Source organism: Pseudomonas khavaziana (assembly GCF_019145205.1).
Classification (GTDB): Bacteria; Pseudomonadota; Gammaproteobacteria; order Pseudomonadales; family Pseudomonadaceae; genus Aquipseudomonas; species Aquipseudomonas khavaziana.
This window is the reverse complement of the sequence record NZ_JAHSTT010000003.1, coordinates 182,407-195,938: the sequence shown is the minus strand read 5'-3', so window position 1 is coordinate 195,938 and position 13,532 is coordinate 182,407. Positions and strand designations below refer to the sequence as shown.

Genomic DNA, 13,532 nt, shown 5'->3' with positions numbered 1-13,532 from the left:
AGAAAAGTCAGCGCGTTGAAGCTGACTTCGAAGCCGGCGCTGATGCGCTAAGGATCGGCAAAAGTTCGGGTATGGGTAAGGGGGTTAAAACAGCTGTTTTTTTGTACAGTCATCTTAAGCGCTCCCAAAACCACTGGACAAAACACCAGCACCGACAGGGGACTGATGGTCGGCTGGGTTTGGGCGTACATTTGCGTTCAAGGTCGGCGAGGCGTTTGCCAGCGATGGGCGGAGTTGGGAGGCCAAAAACTTCCCCTCGGTCATGCGTTCAATCAGGAAAGCGATTTCCGCCGAGCAGCCATGAATGCCCCTGACCCAGCCGCTAACAGTTCCCTGGGTAACGCCCAGCGCTTTTGCCATGGCTACTTGCCCGCCGTAGAAGGTGGCTAGCTCTCCAAATACATTTGTCATCTCACATAGCTCAATAGAGGTATGCCTTTACTGTATTTTAAAGGCACTCCTTTTTGCAAGCTAAAAGGTAAACCATTAAATTTGGTCGCTATGGAACTTAAAGATCGTCTCAAATACGCTCGAAAATTAGCCTCAATGACCCAGTCTGAGGTCGCCGAAAGAGCGGGAATCAAGCAGGCGTCAGTGTCTGAGATTGAGCGTGGACTATCTCGAACGAGCGGATATCTTGTAAGAATCGCTAACGCTTGTGGCGTAGACCCTCTATGGCTTTCTGAGGGCATCGGCTCACCCGAAATTGATGGCTATGACCATCGACAGCCCGATAGCGACTCCAAAATGAGTTCTGCGGATCAGGTGCGCTCAATGCTGGCGAGAATAGGTAAAGGTCTTCCGGATGAGACGCGTAACAAAATTCTGGCTGCAGTTGAGGATGTCCCTTCTGAGGCTAAAGGGGTCATCCACGGTGACTTCTCCAATCTAAAAGCCCGGTCCGACGAGATCCTTATCCCTCAGTACGACATTCGTGCCGCCATGGGGCACGGTCAAGTGCCTGCGGACTACAACGAGGCAATTCGGAACCTCGTGGTGCGTGAAGAGGTGCTGCGCGAGAAGGGGGTGACTTACACGTCTCTGTCAGCGCTGGCTGTGATAACTGGCTGGGGCCAGAGCATGGAAGGCACGATCAATGATAAAGACCCTGTGATCGTTGATCGCGGGGTCAGCGAATTCATAGGCGATGGCATTTATGTCATCACTTGGCACGGTCTTCTCTACATTAAACGTCTGCAAGTTTTGGATGCTGAGCACCTATGGTTGATCTCGGACAACAGTAAACACAAGGACCAGGAGGCACGCCTGGAAGACGTGACGATCCATGCCAAGGTGCTACTTATCTGGAATGCCAGGAAGGCGTGAGGAGCAGCATAGATGGCTCGAAGTGACTGGGTGGTATTTGTTGACGAAAGCGGTGACCACAGCCTCGAGTCGATTGATGAGAACTATCCGATTTTCGCCCTGACCTTCTGTTTGATCCATAAAGATGAATACATAGACACGCTATCGCCAAAAGTGAATCGACTGAAGTTCGACCTTTTTGGTCATGATCATGTCGTTTTCCATGAGTCGGAAATCGTAAGAAAAAAGGGGCGATTCTCGAAGATGGGAAAGGAAGATCGAGAAGATCTTCTTGATCGACTATCCCAAATCATGGATGAAAGCGAGTTTGATATTTTTGCTGTGGTTATCGACAAGAAGCTCCACAAAGACCGCTACAACGATCCGAAGCACCCCTACCACCTGGCCATGCAGTTCGGGTTGGAGCGCATCTATAAGCACCTACTTGGTCTTGGCGACCACCTAAAGGAGACCCATTTTGTATTTGAGGCTCGCGGTGGCAAGGAAGATGCCGACCTTGAGCTCGCTTTCAGGCGCGTATGTGACGGTGCCAACTGGGGAGCCAAGAAATATCCGTTCGAAATTTGCATCGCGGACAAGAAGACGAATTCTGTGGGACTTCAACTCGCGGACCTAACGGCACGACCAATAGGTCTGTCGGTCCTGCGTCCAAACCAGCCAAACCGGGCTTATGAAATATTGAAGAAGAAGATAGGTCGATACGGAAAGAAGGTTTTCCCCTGACCCAGAAAAGCGAAAGGCCCCTGAGTCAAAGTCTCAGGGGCCTAGCGCCGGCCGCGTAGTCGCAACCCATTTAGATTGAAGTCAAGGACAGGTCTAAATACTCGGACCTTCCCTTTGCTAAGGAGACGATTAAAGCACTGCTAAAGTCACGCGTACAGAAAAATTTAGCACCTCCAACCCAATCAGAAAGGCGCCGGTTCCTCTACCACCTCAAAATCCGCAGCCTCAACAGGTCTGTCGTCTTCCGATGGCGCCTCCCATCTCAACGTCACCGACTCATCTTCGTCGTTAAACGTCAGCTCTATATCATCCGTCTCCGACAATCGCCCCATCACCTCTCCCCACTCTCGATCACCGTCCGTGTCCAGGCGATGAATCGTCACCCAGCGCTGATGCTGAGCGGTCGGGTGATTGATCATTGACGAGACCCGTAGTCCGAGCCGCTCCACGCCGTGCATTTCTTGGTGCGCCCTTTCTTTTACCTTGGCCATAAATACCCCCCCAATATATGTACATCCATACAGTATGGATGAGCGTACCTAAAATTTCGGCCTCAGGGAGATACTGTCAAAAATAAAGGCATACCTGTTGACAGGCAAATAAAGGCTAACCTATATTCACCCCATCGCACCCCAGCATGGAGTTCCCACATGAACGCAGCAACCTCAATCACCAGCGGTAACTGGACCGGACACCTTGGCATGGGCCTGGCCTTGCGTGAGCTGCAGTGCGTGTTGGGGATTGCCATGGGCCAGACCAGCAAAGAGCTGGCGCGGGACCTGGGCGTTCAGCCTGAGAGCATCAAGAAGCGCGTTCTCGCTGCATCGACAAAGCTCGGCGTAACCCGCCGCGCCCAGTTGGTAGCGGAGGCAATGCGCAAGGGAGTCATCAGCCCATTGGTCGTGCTGCTGTGCATGGTGATCACCGCCCAACAAGCCAACACCGAACAGTTCAGCCGCATCCGCCGCCCAGGCGAGCGCCGCATTGAGACTCGCGTTGCTTTCCGCCGCATCGAGGCCGCTCAAACCGTTTAACCCAACCTGATTTTTGCGAAAGCCAACAACGCGGCCGGGATTCGTTCGGCCAGGAGAAAGTGAAATGAAGCTGTTCAAGCTCTTGCTGTCGTTCGTGCTCTACCTGTTCGTGACACTGATCTGGTTCTCCGAGGCCGTGCCGGTGATTTTCGATAACCCCAGCGACTTCGAGCTGATCGGCGGCCTGTTCGGCATTTGCCTTTGGGTGATCACTACGACCGCCCTCGCTGTTTACGCAATTCAAACCCCGCGCAAAAGCGCACCCACTGAAAGGAAGTAATCATGCTCGGTAAATTGTTCGGCAAGAAATCTGGTCAGGCCCGCGCTGCGGTAGCCAAGCTGGCCAACCGTGACCTGATGGAGGCCGTGGTCTACGGCTCCATTTATGTCGCCGCGGCTGATGGCGAGCTGGAAGAAAGCGAGCTCTCCAAGATCGAGACCATCCTCAGCAACAACCCGGCGCTGCAAGGATTCGGCGCGGAGCTCTCCAACACAATCGACCGCGCCAAGACCGACTTCAAGTCGGGTGCCCGCATCCTTCGCCAGAACGCGGAGAAAGAGCTTGGTGACCTGGCGCACTCGCCGGCCGAGGCGCTGACGGTTCTCAACGTGATGCTGACGGTGGCCGAGGCTGACGGTGAGATCGAGCCGCAGGAAATGACCGCCCTGGAGCGTAGCGCCAAGCTGCTGGGCCTCAACCTGAAAGACCACCTGTAACCATGCTGGCCAGGTTCGGTACCAAGGCACGTTCGCTGGCGGCCTACGGGCTCGCCGGTGGCGTTGTCTTCGTCGACTCGGCCAGTCGCATCTTCTCAATGGTGGGCGACCTGGTACTGGTTGTCCTGCTGTTGGTGGTGCTGATGGCTGGTAAGTCAAAGCCCAACTGAGTCCATCCACAGCCGCCGTTGGCGCACATCTGCGCCATCGGCCAGGAGATCATCATGAAAGCACCACTGATCAATATCCGAAACCTGCACATCAGCGTCAGCACTTTTCTTCCTGAGCAGTTAGCACCCGGCGTCAGCTTCCTGGAACCAGGTACTGGTGTGCCTGCCGCGACTGCAACACCTGCCGGTGACGTGCTCGATCCACCAGCCATCGGCGAATACTGGGTTGGCCAAGGTGGGATCTATGCCGGCATCCAGCAGGATGAGGATGGTCAGCTGTATCACAAGATATTTGCCGCAGAGGATGTAGGCCGCTTCGCCTGGTGCGAGCATGGCACTGAGACCACCGCCACCAGCAAATCCAGCGGAGTGCTGAACACCTGCATTCTGCGCGATACCGACGGATCCTTTCCGGCTGCTGAGGCTGCTGGCAACTACACCGCCGACGGGCATCACGACTTCGTACTTCCGAGCATTGCCGAGCTGAACCATGCGTGGACGTTCATCCCGGACAGCTTCGCCAAAGAGGCGTACTGGAGCAGCTCGCAGCGGTCCGCCTACAACGCCTACTTCATGGCCTTTGAAGGTGGCTGGCTCTACTACTTCGGCAAGTACAGCGAGCGGCTCGCGCGCCCTGTCCGCAGCCTTCCTATCCAGTAATTCATTCCTTCAATTGCTTCTGCGGCTTCGGCCGCACTGGAGATCCGCATGAGCACCAACGAAACCCCAACCTCGATCCCGCCAGAGCTCGACCGCATCACAGTTGTTCTGCGCCCACAGGAAGGTAGCACCCTAAATCAGGTTCACCAGTTTGTCGGTACCGGCCTGATCGTCGCCATCGGGCGGGGCCTGGGCGTTCTTGAGCATTACTGCCAAGGTGATGCTATCCAGCGCCTGGGTGAGGCTCGTGAGCTTCACCTTGCACAGATTGAACTGTACGAAGCCGCCCTCGGCGCACCCGCACACCTTGCCGCCAACGCCCAAGAGATGTTCGACCTGCTCCACCGCATCAACGTCAAGGTCGGCGGGTTGAATGCCGTCCTGGGTCACGGTGGCGAGCCAAGCGAACAGATGTGGGATGAGTCGCACCAAGCGATGGATGCGATATGGGATCTGCTCGACAAGGTGAAGTCTGCCGAGGTCTTCGGGTCGCCGAGTTCAACTACCGGAATCCCGGTAGTTACCGAATCGATGCATATAGACGAGCGCGTGCGGATGGCGGCGAACGCCAAACGCTATGAGTGGTTGCGAGATGTCGCCTTCGACACCCCGCGCCAAGACCTGGTGCCGCGCGCCAAGTCCGGCAACATGCTGATCGAGCAAGAGCTCGACTCCGAGGTCGACGGTGCTATGCGCGTTTACCCAGGTGCCCGGGAGGACGAGCCATGCGCGGACTGATCGCAATTGCCTTGCTTCTGGTGGCTGGCCAAGCCGCCTCCGCCAGCGAGCAACTGATCGACGTTCAGCACGACAGCGCCCGCGGCGTCACCTGCTGGATTTTGAACAACACCGGGATCAGCTGCTTGCCGGACAGTTCGTTCCTACAGCAGGCCACCCAAACGAGCGAGGAGGGCCGGGGCTTTCAGGCTGGTTTGCCGGTGGCAATTAGCCCGTTGCAGGCCACCCCGCTCCCACAGGAAAAGGGGCTCAAGCTATGAGCCGCCTCAACGGAATAACGGGCCAGCGCCTGATCGAACTGTTCAACGCCCTGCAGCCCCGGGAGACAACCTTCGGCCAGATTTACGCAATGTCGGCTTCTTGCGGTATCGACGCACGCCGGGTGCTGGCTGACCATTTTCAGCGGGGCGCAAGCAATGAGTGAAGATATGGCCAGGGCCGTCATAGCAATGCCCTTTGAATTGGCAATGGGCAGCGAGATATCCCGCCGACAGTTCTACGCCAGAGCCCAGACACTACTCGCTGATCTCGACGAGGCGCGAAATGGCATGAAGCATTCGTGTGCGATCCGCCTGAAGAAGCGAATCGAAAAACTCGAAACCGAGCGCGACCAGCTCAAAGCCTTCGCCGTTGAGATGATCAACGCCAGCTTCGAGGGTGGCAGTTTTGACGGTGGCGACATCCAAGACATCGGTGTGAAGCACGGACTGTTACGGATCGAGCAGCGTGAGGATGAATGTGGTGAGCGCTGCGCCTGCCGCGAGTATGGCTTTCCGGCTGAGTGCTACCGGAAGACAAACCTGGTGCTGGAGGATAGCCATGAGCAATAAACCAGTCTTTGACGGCGAGAAGCTGGCCCTGCTTCGGGCAAGGGCGGGCACCACCCAACGCGACCTCGCTGAAGGTGTTGGCACCACGGCAGGCATGATCTGCCGCTACGAAGCGGGCACCTGCCAGCCCAGGCTGAAGGTGGTGGTGCGCCTGGAGGAAGCGTTTTGCATTGAGCGCGGCGGGCTATACGTGAAGGTCGCGACACCATCCACAAATACCGAAGACGTGTCGCGACACGAAGGCGGGCAGACATGAGCGCGGCTAGAGTTATAGAGTTCGAGGAGTTGCAGCGGATCACCGGCTATACGCGGCGTGCTGACGTGGAGAAGGCATTGCGCGGGGAAGGAATACGGATATTCCTCGGTAGGAAGGGGCCTTGGACCACCGTGGACCTGGTCAATCAGGCGGGCGGCCTCAAGCCAATCGATCAAGAAAAGTATGACGCGGACATTGTATGAAGCGGGGAAGGAAGCGCCAGCACAACCCAAACATCCCTGGGCATATTGACCAGGCGGCCCTGCCACGCTCGGTGTATTTCGACCACCGGGGGGCGGGGTGCTGGTACATCCTGTATTTCAATGAGGCCGGCCGGCGCCAGCGGCAGAACCTATGCGCGGGCAACGTGACGCTTTCAGAGCTCCACCGGCTGATCGAGGAACGCAATGGCGTAGACCGTGACAGCCTGCAGTACCTGTGTGACGAGTTCCACAAGAGCGATCAGTACAAGGTCCTCAGCTCTAAAACCCACGACGACTACGTCTATTCACGCGACGTGCTGCTGGCGTTCCCGACAAAGCTCGGTAAGCCGCTTGGCGAACTGGCGGTGCTCAAGTTCACGCCGGCGCTGATTCAGCGGATCATCGACAAGATCGCCCAGGAAGGAAAGCCATCGAAGGCCGCACACGCCCTGCGCTACCTGCGCCGTGTGATGCAGTGGGGCCGCAACCGTGGGTTCGTGAAGGACAACCCGGCAAAGGGCATCGAGTCGCCCAAAGAGCGCAAACAGCGACGACTGCCCGACGACACGGTCATGGTCAACCTGATCAGGTTCGCGAAGCAGCAGGGCCAGCTCAAGAGCGGCCAGCCTGGGGCCTGCTCGCCTTACCTTTGGTACGTGATGGAAATCGGCTACCTCTGCCGCCTGCGCGGTATCGAGACGATCACCCTCACCGACGAGAACGAGCTCACCGAAGGCGTGCTGACCAACCGCCGCAAGGGAAGTCGGGACAATATCGTTCGGTGGACACCTCGGCTGCGCGCCGCCTGGGATGCAGCCAAAGCCGTCAGGTCAGAGACCTGGGAGCGGAAGCGTGTGCCTGTACCGATCCGGGCAGACCAGCGCTTCCTGATCATCGCCGCCACCGGCAGACAGTTGTCGAAGTCGGGGCTTGATACAGCATTCCAGCGGCTGATAGTGCAGGCGATCGATAAAGGCGTCCTCACCGAGGAGCAGCGCTTCGGGATGCACGACTTCAAGCGCAAGGGCATCACCGACACGGTGGGCACCCGGGCAGACAAGCAACAGGCGTCCGGCCATAAGGACGAATCCATGATGGATGTTTACGACTTGAGCGTGCCAACCGTGAACCCATCGGCAGACTGAGCAACTGATTAAGCCAAAGCCGCCCACAGCTTTATCCACAGCGTGACGGTAGAGACTGCTGGACATTCCTCCAGTCTTTTACGCGTACAAAAAGCCGAAGGAAGCCGTAAAACATGACCCAAAGGCACGTCCTACGCGTACAATATTACGGCTGAACGCGTTGTGGTTATTGTGTTGGGTGGCTGACTTGTAATCAGTAGGTCCCGGGTTCGACTCCTGGTGCCGGCACCATACAAGGTTCCAGAGAAGGCTTTAAAAATCTCTGGAACCCCCGAAAAACCCGCCTTTTGGCGGGTTTTTTCGTTTTGGAGATCCTTGGTTCCATCACATGCATTTTGCGATTTCTTGAAACGAATCCGCGCTCCAGCCTGCGGCCCATGCCAATCCAGCTACGGTATAGTCCCGCCCCTCCTTGGCGAAGATGCCAAGACCAGTTTTCAGGATTAAGGGAACCTTGGATGGGCGGCAAACCTAGACCTGATCCTTCTATTGTCAGCGGTTTCAGAGTCGCGTATGTAGAGGGTGGCCGTAAGTATTACTTTGATGCCGTAGAGCAACGATACTACTCATGGGATTCGCTTCACGGCGAGTTTGAAGTCTTCGACCGACGTGGCTTTCACCTGGGTTCGGTCTGCCCTGAAACCGGGCTTGCCTTGAAACCTGCCGTCCGCGGTCGAAGGATCAAACCGAACTGAGAGGTTCATATGAATTTTGTAGAGCTTTGCCTTAAAGGCGATGTGCTGGAAGAAGAGATCGACCAGTTCGTCGAGGACTGGCACGAGGGTCGTCAAGGCGCCGACATGCAATTGCATGAATATCTGGGCATGAAGTGGGAAGAGTACCAACTGTGGTCAACCACCCCGTCTGTCTTACCTTTTGTATTGACTGCCCACAAGTACGGCACCTCTCTTAAGGACCAACTCGATCAAGACAAATTTGCGATTGCTGCGCGCACACGATCGGTCGCTGAAGCGACCAAAGTCGAAGCCTGGCTACGCAGCGTGGGCAAGATCTAGTGGCCCCAGAAGAAAAAATGGCCAGTCGCGTCCTGGCTATCCGCAAGCTGACACCGCCTTACGATCTAGAACAGCTAGCCTCTGCCTATGGGGAGCTTGAATACCTTGAACTGCCGTTCGGCGTGGACGGAATCACCATTGGTATTGGTGCTGCAACCAAGCCCCGCATCCTGATCAACTCAAGCGCACCTGCTACCCGTCGAAAATTTACGCTGGCCCATGAAATCGGGCACGTAGTTATCCCATGGCACACAGGCACAATCGTCTCCCACCTGGAGAACCGGGAAGTGGATGCTGCCTACAGCCAAATGGAGACCGAAGCCAATCGCTTCGCCGCGGAGCTGCTGATGCCATCTGATTGGTTGCGTGAAGCATTCAAAGCCGCATCCAGTGTGGAGCACTATTTCCGCTCGGTCCTTGCCCAGGCCGGGGCATCCAAAGAAGCAACATTCAATAAAATATTACGCCCGCTCCCGCAGCCTGTGATTTGCGTACAAGTGGACAGCGCATCCAGAGTTCTCAGCACGCGAAGATCCCAAACGGCACCGTACCCTCCAGAACCAAACGCCGAAGTCAGCAGCGAGACCTTTCAGACCGACTGTCGTTTCGAAAGCTTTGAAATAGACGGCCAGTTTTACATGAGCTGGACCTTCATCGGCCGCGACATACGGGAAGTGGACAAGAGGCCGTGGCGGGAAGTCTTCAACCAAATCCTGCATGACACTGGCACGCAGGGATATTTGCAGAACATGAACGGCATTCTTGCTGCTGCTTACGGCAAAAACAAAGCGCTCGACGAGGCAGAAATCTGCGGAGCCGTCATTCGAGCATTCACAAAATATGAGATGTACGATGTGGTGACTGAGCACCCTCTGTTTGAACAGTTTGTGATCAAACGGGTGAGGGAGCTGAAACTGCGGGGTTGAGTGATCAGACCGCCGTAGAAAAGATAGGGCAAAGCGCTGTCGTTGAGAGCAACCCAGGTAGCCAGAACCTTTAAGGCTACGCCACACCATGGTGGTTCACCCAAAGCGCGATTAGCATCCGGCGGCTCGCACGGTCACAGCGATGTGATGGATGCCAACTTTTATCAGTGTGCCCACTGCGGCAACTTATTCCCTTTCATAGCTGCCCTGCAGCAACCTATTCGCTTGGCCATTTCATTGCGCCAACCTGCGCCCGTCTCTTTCTCCCGGAAAGAGACGGGCGCTCCTACCACTGCTGCAGCCCAACTCGTACAAGGCTTTACGGCATTCCCCCTCGTGACAAACACCGCGGAAAATAGGGGTCAGAAAATAGGGGGCAGAGCATGTTTTCAATAATGGTGGTCTGACCCCTATTTCCCTCGTGAAATTGCCAAGTCCGAGCAAGGCGTTGGGTATGCAGCGCACCGGGGTTCGACACTCGGTGCCACAGGGCCAGGACCACGGACAGGTTCAACAGATCGTCGATGCGCTTTGCAGCCATCATCAGCTAAGGGCCGCCGCTATCGTTCTATTGGCGCGAGCCACCGGCATGCGCTTGCGTGAGGTCATCTTGGCGGATCTACCACGGCTAAGTCGGGAGGCTAGAGAATTCGGCAAGATCAACATCCAAGACGGCACCAAAGGCGGCCGTGTCGGTGCATCGGCACCCCGCTGGATTACGATGGACGAGCAAGTTCGAGTATCGCTTGGATTTGCGAAGCAGGTGTCGCCTACGGGTAGCCGCAACCTGATTGCGCCACACGAAAGTTACTTCAACGTTCTACAGGAAATAGTCCGCCCTGCGCGGGACATTCTCCACGCATACAACCTCAAAGGCTTCCATGAATTACGAGCGGCTTACGCATGTGAGCACTACGAGCAAATCACCCAACACGGCGCCCCTATCAACGGTGGTCAATGCCGCCAGATGGATCCGCGTCTTGATTATGAAGCACGAAGCCAAATCGGCTATGAGCTGGGGCACGGTAGGATTGATGTGGTCGCTGCCTACATCGGAGGACTGACATGAGTAAGCCCTTCGATATGGAATTGTTTCTGACCGGCGTCCTGACCGGATCGCACGCAACGCGCAAACGCCATTTGCGTCAGGCGAAACTGATTCAATCTGAAATCGCAGAACGCTGGCAGCGAGATACGCCTTGGGCTTGGCAGAAAAAGCATATGGTATGGTTTCTCAACAATCGCCTATACGGGCGTAGTGAATCGACGCGTTATTACTATCTACTTACCATTCGGCTGCTCGCAAGGCGTCTAAAAGCTTCATGGGTTTTCAAAAACTGTAAAGCGCAGGAAACTGAAAGTCGAGCTCTGCGGGGCTGATTAGGCCCCGTAGATCTATTTATTCAGTCTTGTTGGCCGCCTATTAATCTGTTGTACACCGGAGGCCCAAAATATACTATTTTTCCGCCATCAGGCCCCGCTCCCGGCCCAAATTCCAGTAGATAATCACATTCATTCAGGATTTCAGGCTTATGGTCAATGACCAAAATCGCCTTAAAGCGTTCGGCATACTGATGTATATGGCGTATAGCATTTATTGCAGATAGCCTGTCAAGGCCTGCTCCAGGCTCATCTATAATTAGAGTTTTCTCTTTATTTGGTGAGACTAACGCCTGTAATAGTTTAACTCGGCGAGATTCGCCACCGGACAAGCTTCCAATTTTTCTGCTTACGCTTAGATGAGATATTCCTAACGCTTCGGATATTCCTACAATGCTTGCAATTTTCTTACTTTGCCCTACAAGCTCCTTTGGCAAAGAATGAAGAGCACTAAAATAGAAATCCTTAATATTCAATCCTGATATACAGATATCATCAACTTCATTTGAGAACAACGCACCTTCACAAGTCGGGCATGAAATTTTTAAGGTTTTTTCGAAGGTTCTCGTGAACTCAATAACGCCTGTGCCTCCACATTCATCGCAGCAACCGGGTTTACCTGGCTGCAGGAGGAATAACTCTTTGGACGCACCCGTATTCTTTGAGTAAATATTTGCAATCGTGCTACTCAAATCTAACGCGGTTGAAATTGTTGATCTAATATTTCCGCGCATTTGTTTTTGCGATACGTAATTAACTTGTGGCAAGGATTGGGATATAGCGGACGCGAATGAAGACTTACCTGAACCTGAAACACCACATACGCCTGTGATAGAGCCCCTCGGTACTGAAGCAGACACACCTACGACATTGTTATTAGATACTTTAGGGAGTTGAAAAAAATCTCTTTTTTCTAATACTTTATGATTTCGAGGTTCTATGCGTTGAGGAGGTAGGTACGGTACTATATATCCGCCCTCCTCTCCTGGACCTGGTCCTACACAGATTACCTGATCTGCAGACGCGATGAAGTAATCGTTGTGCTCAATCAGTACAATCGTGTTCCCCCGATCACAAATCTCCTTCATTTTTTGGATGAGAAGTTCGTGATGGTTTTTGGAGACCTGTGAAGATATTTCATCAAGGACAAATAATACGCCTGAAATTTGAGTGTTGCATATTTGGGCGAACCGGAGTTTCTGTAATTCTCCACCGGACAGGCTTGGGATCTGGCGAGCTAACGTCAGATATCCAAGTTCAAGCTGCATCAACGTGTCCAGTTGATGAATCAGGGAGTCGAGAGCGGGAGAAAAATTTTGACAAGACACCTTCAAAGTTTCAAGGCATTCTGAAATTGGAAGTCTTAAAATATCAAAAAGTGACATTCCGCCAATTTTGCTTCGTTTGAACTTTTCACGATCAACTCCCGTAGAATCACACATCATGCAGGGGGAAGGAGTGGAAAACTTTCTATAAGCATCGTATTGAGATATGTTTTTGCTTTGAGAGAATTCTTGCAAAGTTCTCATTGGTCCGACATACCGTTCCTCTCTACTTCTTCTCTTGCCGGAAAAGGTAAAACTTATTTTATATTTTTTAGCGGATTCCCCCTCCAATATCTTTTTTTTGTGAGCCGCTGGTAGCTCTCGCACGGTCTTCCTTATGTCGATTCCCTCATCCTCACAAAAAGCACTAAGGAGAGCCCCATATTTGGAGAGATTGGCGCCTGTCCAGCATTTAAATGGCGTATCCTTCAAAGATTTTGAGTCGTCAATTAAGAGGTTCTCACTCAGTGAAAGCGTCTCTCGGCTTCCTCCACAATGAGGGCACTCATTTCCGGGCTTGTTCAAGCGAAGAATTGACTGGTCAATATTCGTGTCATTACTAGGAGTGATTGAATAAAGATAGCTTGGTATATCTAAATACGAATAAATTGTGGATCTGGGGTTGGAGTTAAAATTGTTTTGCGTTAGCGCTATTGCTGGAAGCGCACCATGAAACTCATCGACATTGTATACCGCATGATCGTACGTCCCGGACTCAAGCTGGCTAAACTGTTGCTTACAAATCGAATACAATGTACCGTACGCTAATGATGATTTCCCCCCTCCGCTAATACCAGTTATAGCTGTTATGGAGTTCAATCTGATCGTCACATTTAGACTTTTCAGATTATTGGTCTTTGCACCATTAACGACAAATAGCCTCTCTTTTGAACTTCCGTGCATGAGTGACTCCAGTATTAAAAATCCGCGAGTGACATGACTGTGCCATTATGGTATTGTTTTTGCTCTGTGTCCATAACGTAAACGGAGTTAGCAATGGTCAAAAAGAAGGTAAGTTTAAAGTTTTCTGAGGTAAATCAACATCCTGAAGCTGGGACAAAGTACACTACTACTTGTTCCGGC

Annotated in this window: 21 protein-coding genes and 1 pseudogene; 19 read left to right on the top strand and 3 right to left on the bottom strand. The window is 53.6% G+C overall.

Going from position 1 to position 13,532, the window contains the following annotated elements; genetic code table 11:
- Nucleotides 1–114: 114 nt before the first annotated feature.
- Entirely contained in the window at nucleotides 115–411 is a 297-nt protein-coding gene (locus KVH01_RS08855) for a transcriptional regulator (protein WP_217881190.1), read from the bottom strand.
- Nucleotides 412–501: 90 nt separating this feature from the next.
- Here KVH01_RS08855 and KVH01_RS08850 point away from each other — a divergent pair, with 90 nt between their 5' ends.
- Together KVH01_RS08850 and KVH01_RS08845 are read left to right on the top strand one after the other, a co-directional pair.
- Nucleotides 502–1,326 (top strand): XRE family transcriptional regulator, encoded by an 825-nt coding sequence (locus KVH01_RS08850; RefSeq protein ID WP_217881416.1) that lies wholly within the window; start codon nucleotides 502–504, stop codon nucleotides 1,324–1,326.
- Between the two features lie 12 nt (nucleotides 1,327–1,338).
- Nucleotides 1,339–2,049 carry a DUF3800 domain-containing protein gene (locus tag KVH01_RS08845; protein ID WP_217881189.1) on the top strand — a complete coding sequence of 237 codons (711 nt, stop codon included), beginning with the start codon at nucleotides 1,339–1,341 and terminating at the stop codon, nucleotides 2,047–2,049.
- A 182-nt stretch (nucleotides 2,050–2,231) separates the two neighbouring features.
- Here KVH01_RS08845 and KVH01_RS08840 read toward each other — a convergent pair whose 3' ends face one another.
- Complete coding sequence (locus KVH01_RS08840) at nucleotides 2,232–2,540, bottom strand: DUF1654 domain-containing protein (protein ID WP_217881188.1); 309 nt, start codon at nucleotides 2,538–2,540, stop codon at nucleotides 2,232–2,234.
- A 159-nt stretch (nucleotides 2,541–2,699) separates the two neighbouring features.
- Here KVH01_RS08840 and KVH01_RS08835 point away from each other — a divergent pair, with 159 nt between their 5' ends.
- From KVH01_RS08835 to KVH01_RS08755, 17 genes and pseudogenes are all read left to right on the top strand, one after another.
- Nucleotides 2,700–3,083, top strand: a complete 384-nt coding sequence (locus KVH01_RS08835; protein WP_217881187.1) for a response regulator transcription factor — start codon at nucleotides 2,700–2,702, stop codon at nucleotides 3,081–3,083.
- A 64-nt stretch (nucleotides 3,084–3,147) separates the two neighbouring features.
- On the top strand, nucleotides 3,148–3,363 hold the full coding sequence (locus tag KVH01_RS08830) for a hypothetical protein (protein WP_217881186.1): 216 nt from the start codon (nucleotides 3,148–3,150) through the stop codon (nucleotides 3,361–3,363).
- A 2-nt stretch (nucleotides 3,364–3,365) separates the two neighbouring features.
- On the top strand, nucleotides 3,366–3,800 hold the full coding sequence (locus KVH01_RS08825; protein ID WP_054898049.1) for a tellurite resistance TerB family protein: 435 nt from the start codon (nucleotides 3,366–3,368) through the stop codon (nucleotides 3,798–3,800).
- Between the two features lie 2 nt (nucleotides 3,801–3,802).
- Nucleotides 3,803–3,970 carry a hypothetical protein gene (locus KVH01_RS08820; protein ID WP_217881185.1) on the top strand — a complete coding sequence of 56 codons (168 nt, stop codon included), beginning with the start codon at nucleotides 3,803–3,805 and terminating at the stop codon, nucleotides 3,968–3,970.
- A 54-nt stretch (nucleotides 3,971–4,024) separates the two neighbouring features.
- On the top strand, nucleotides 4,025–4,630 hold the full coding sequence (locus tag KVH01_RS08815; RefSeq protein ID WP_217881184.1) for a DUF1566 domain-containing protein: 606 nt from the start codon (nucleotides 4,025–4,027) through the stop codon (nucleotides 4,628–4,630).
- A 48-nt stretch (nucleotides 4,631–4,678) separates the two neighbouring features.
- Nucleotides 4,679–5,368, top strand: a complete 690-nt coding sequence (locus tag KVH01_RS08810) for a hypothetical protein (protein WP_217881183.1) — start codon at nucleotides 4,679–4,681, stop codon at nucleotides 5,366–5,368.
- The gene (locus tag KVH01_RS08805; RefSeq protein WP_217881182.1) at nucleotides 5,356–5,628 is read left to right on the top strand and encodes a hypothetical protein; all 273 of its coding nucleotides are present in this window, start codon (nucleotides 5,356–5,358) and stop codon (nucleotides 5,626–5,628) included. The genes KVH01_RS08810 and KVH01_RS08805 overlap by 13 nt, the downstream gene beginning before the upstream one ends.
- The gene (locus tag KVH01_RS08800) at nucleotides 5,625–5,792 is read left to right on the top strand and encodes a hypothetical protein (RefSeq protein WP_217881181.1); all 168 of its coding nucleotides are present in this window, start codon (nucleotides 5,625–5,627) and stop codon (nucleotides 5,790–5,792) included. The genes KVH01_RS08805 and KVH01_RS08800 overlap by 4 nt, the downstream gene beginning before the upstream one ends.
- Complete coding sequence (locus KVH01_RS08795) at nucleotides 5,785–6,198, top strand: hypothetical protein (protein WP_217881180.1); 414 nt, start codon at nucleotides 5,785–5,787, stop codon at nucleotides 6,196–6,198. Before KVH01_RS08800 ends, KVH01_RS08795 begins: the two co-directional genes overlap by 8 nt.
- Entirely contained in the window at nucleotides 6,188–6,454 is a 267-nt protein-coding gene (locus tag KVH01_RS08790; RefSeq protein WP_217881179.1) for a helix-turn-helix domain-containing protein, read from the top strand. The genes KVH01_RS08795 and KVH01_RS08790 overlap by 11 nt, the downstream gene beginning before the upstream one ends.
- Complete coding sequence (locus tag KVH01_RS08785) at nucleotides 6,451–6,657, top strand: hypothetical protein (RefSeq protein ID WP_025858917.1); 207 nt, start codon at nucleotides 6,451–6,453, stop codon at nucleotides 6,655–6,657. The genes KVH01_RS08790 and KVH01_RS08785 overlap by 4 nt, the downstream gene beginning before the upstream one ends.
- Nucleotides 6,654–7,802 carry a site-specific integrase gene (locus KVH01_RS08780; protein ID WP_217881178.1) on the top strand — a complete coding sequence of 383 codons (1,149 nt, stop codon included), beginning with the start codon at nucleotides 6,654–6,656 and terminating at the stop codon, nucleotides 7,800–7,802. The genes KVH01_RS08785 and KVH01_RS08780 overlap by 4 nt, the downstream gene beginning before the upstream one ends.
- Before the next feature lie 377 nt (nucleotides 7,803–8,179).
- The gene (locus KVH01_RS08775) at nucleotides 8,180–8,497 is read left to right on the top strand and encodes a colicin E3/pyocin S6 family cytotoxin (protein ID WP_318836571.1); all 318 of its coding nucleotides are present in this window, start codon (nucleotides 8,180–8,182) and stop codon (nucleotides 8,495–8,497) included.
- Between the two features lie 9 nt (nucleotides 8,498–8,506).
- The gene (locus KVH01_RS08770; protein ID WP_217881177.1) at nucleotides 8,507–8,818 is read left to right on the top strand and encodes a hypothetical protein; all 312 of its coding nucleotides are present in this window, start codon (nucleotides 8,507–8,509) and stop codon (nucleotides 8,816–8,818) included.
- A gap of 17 nt (nucleotides 8,819–8,835) precedes the next feature.
- On the top strand, nucleotides 8,836–9,744 hold the full coding sequence (locus tag KVH01_RS08765) for an ImmA/IrrE family metallo-endopeptidase (RefSeq protein ID WP_217881176.1): 909 nt from the start codon (nucleotides 8,836–8,838) through the stop codon (nucleotides 9,742–9,744).
- Nucleotides 9,745–10,165: 421 nt separating this feature from the next.
- Nucleotides 10,166–10,813 (top strand): annotated as a pseudogene (locus KVH01_RS08760) (integrase domain-containing protein); the annotation flags it as partial.
- The gene (locus KVH01_RS08755) at nucleotides 10,810–11,124 is read left to right on the top strand and encodes a hypothetical protein (RefSeq protein WP_217881174.1); all 315 of its coding nucleotides are present in this window, start codon (nucleotides 10,810–10,812) and stop codon (nucleotides 11,122–11,124) included. The pseudogene KVH01_RS08760 and the gene KVH01_RS08755, both read left to right, overlap by 4 nt.
- Before the next feature lie 23 nt (nucleotides 11,125–11,147).
- Here the strand turns inward: KVH01_RS08755 and KVH01_RS08750 are convergent, their stop codons facing one another.
- Nucleotides 11,148–13,352, bottom strand: a complete 2,205-nt coding sequence (locus KVH01_RS08750) for an ATP-binding cassette domain-containing protein (RefSeq protein ID WP_217881173.1) — start codon at nucleotides 13,350–13,352, stop codon at nucleotides 11,148–11,150.
- Nucleotides 13,353–13,532 lie beyond the last annotated feature (180 nt).

Coding starts and splice junctions, on each gene's coding strand:
- KVH01_RS08855 (WP_217881190.1), bottom strand. CDS start 411: ATGACAAATGTATTTGGAGAGCTAGCCACCTTCTACGGCGGGCAAGTA.
- KVH01_RS08850 (WP_217881416.1), top strand. CDS start 502: ATGGAACTTAAAGATCGTCTCAAATACGCTCGAAAATTAGCCTCAATG.
- KVH01_RS08845 (WP_217881189.1), top strand. CDS start 1,339: ATGGCTCGAAGTGACTGGGTGGTATTTGTTGACGAAAGCGGTGACCAC.
- KVH01_RS08840 (WP_217881188.1), bottom strand. CDS start 2,540: ATGGCCAAGGTAAAAGAAAGGGCGCACCAAGAAATGCACGGCGTGGAG.
- KVH01_RS08835 (WP_217881187.1), top strand. CDS start 2,700: ATGAACGCAGCAACCTCAATCACCAGCGGTAACTGGACCGGACACCTT.
- KVH01_RS08830 (WP_217881186.1), top strand. CDS start 3,148: ATGAAGCTGTTCAAGCTCTTGCTGTCGTTCGTGCTCTACCTGTTCGTG.
- KVH01_RS08825 (WP_054898049.1), top strand. CDS start 3,366: ATGCTCGGTAAATTGTTCGGCAAGAAATCTGGTCAGGCCCGCGCTGCG.
- KVH01_RS08820 (WP_217881185.1), top strand. CDS start 3,803: ATGCTGGCCAGGTTCGGTACCAAGGCACGTTCGCTGGCGGCCTACGGG.
- KVH01_RS08815 (WP_217881184.1), top strand. CDS start 4,025: ATGAAAGCACCACTGATCAATATCCGAAACCTGCACATCAGCGTCAGC.
- KVH01_RS08810 (WP_217881183.1), top strand. CDS start 4,679: ATGAGCACCAACGAAACCCCAACCTCGATCCCGCCAGAGCTCGACCGC.
- KVH01_RS08805 (WP_217881182.1), top strand. CDS start 5,356: ATGCGCGGACTGATCGCAATTGCCTTGCTTCTGGTGGCTGGCCAAGCC.
- KVH01_RS08800 (WP_217881181.1), top strand. CDS start 5,625: ATGAGCCGCCTCAACGGAATAACGGGCCAGCGCCTGATCGAACTGTTC.
- KVH01_RS08795 (WP_217881180.1), top strand. CDS start 5,785: ATGAGTGAAGATATGGCCAGGGCCGTCATAGCAATGCCCTTTGAATTG.
- KVH01_RS08790 (WP_217881179.1), top strand. CDS start 6,188: ATGAGCAATAAACCAGTCTTTGACGGCGAGAAGCTGGCCCTGCTTCGG.
- KVH01_RS08785 (WP_025858917.1), top strand. CDS start 6,451: ATGAGCGCGGCTAGAGTTATAGAGTTCGAGGAGTTGCAGCGGATCACC.
- KVH01_RS08780 (WP_217881178.1), top strand. CDS start 6,654: ATGAAGCGGGGAAGGAAGCGCCAGCACAACCCAAACATCCCTGGGCAT.
- KVH01_RS08775 (WP_318836571.1), top strand. CDS start 8,180: ATGCCAATCCAGCTACGGTATAGTCCCGCCCCTCCTTGGCGAAGATGC.
- KVH01_RS08770 (WP_217881177.1), top strand. CDS start 8,507: ATGAATTTTGTAGAGCTTTGCCTTAAAGGCGATGTGCTGGAAGAAGAG.
- KVH01_RS08765 (WP_217881176.1), top strand. CDS start 8,836: ATGGCCAGTCGCGTCCTGGCTATCCGCAAGCTGACACCGCCTTACGAT.
- KVH01_RS08755 (WP_217881174.1), top strand. CDS start 10,810: ATGAGTAAGCCCTTCGATATGGAATTGTTTCTGACCGGCGTCCTGACC.
- KVH01_RS08750 (WP_217881173.1), bottom strand. CDS start 13,352: ATGCACGGAAGTTCAAAAGAGAGGCTATTTGTCGTTAATGGTGCAAAG.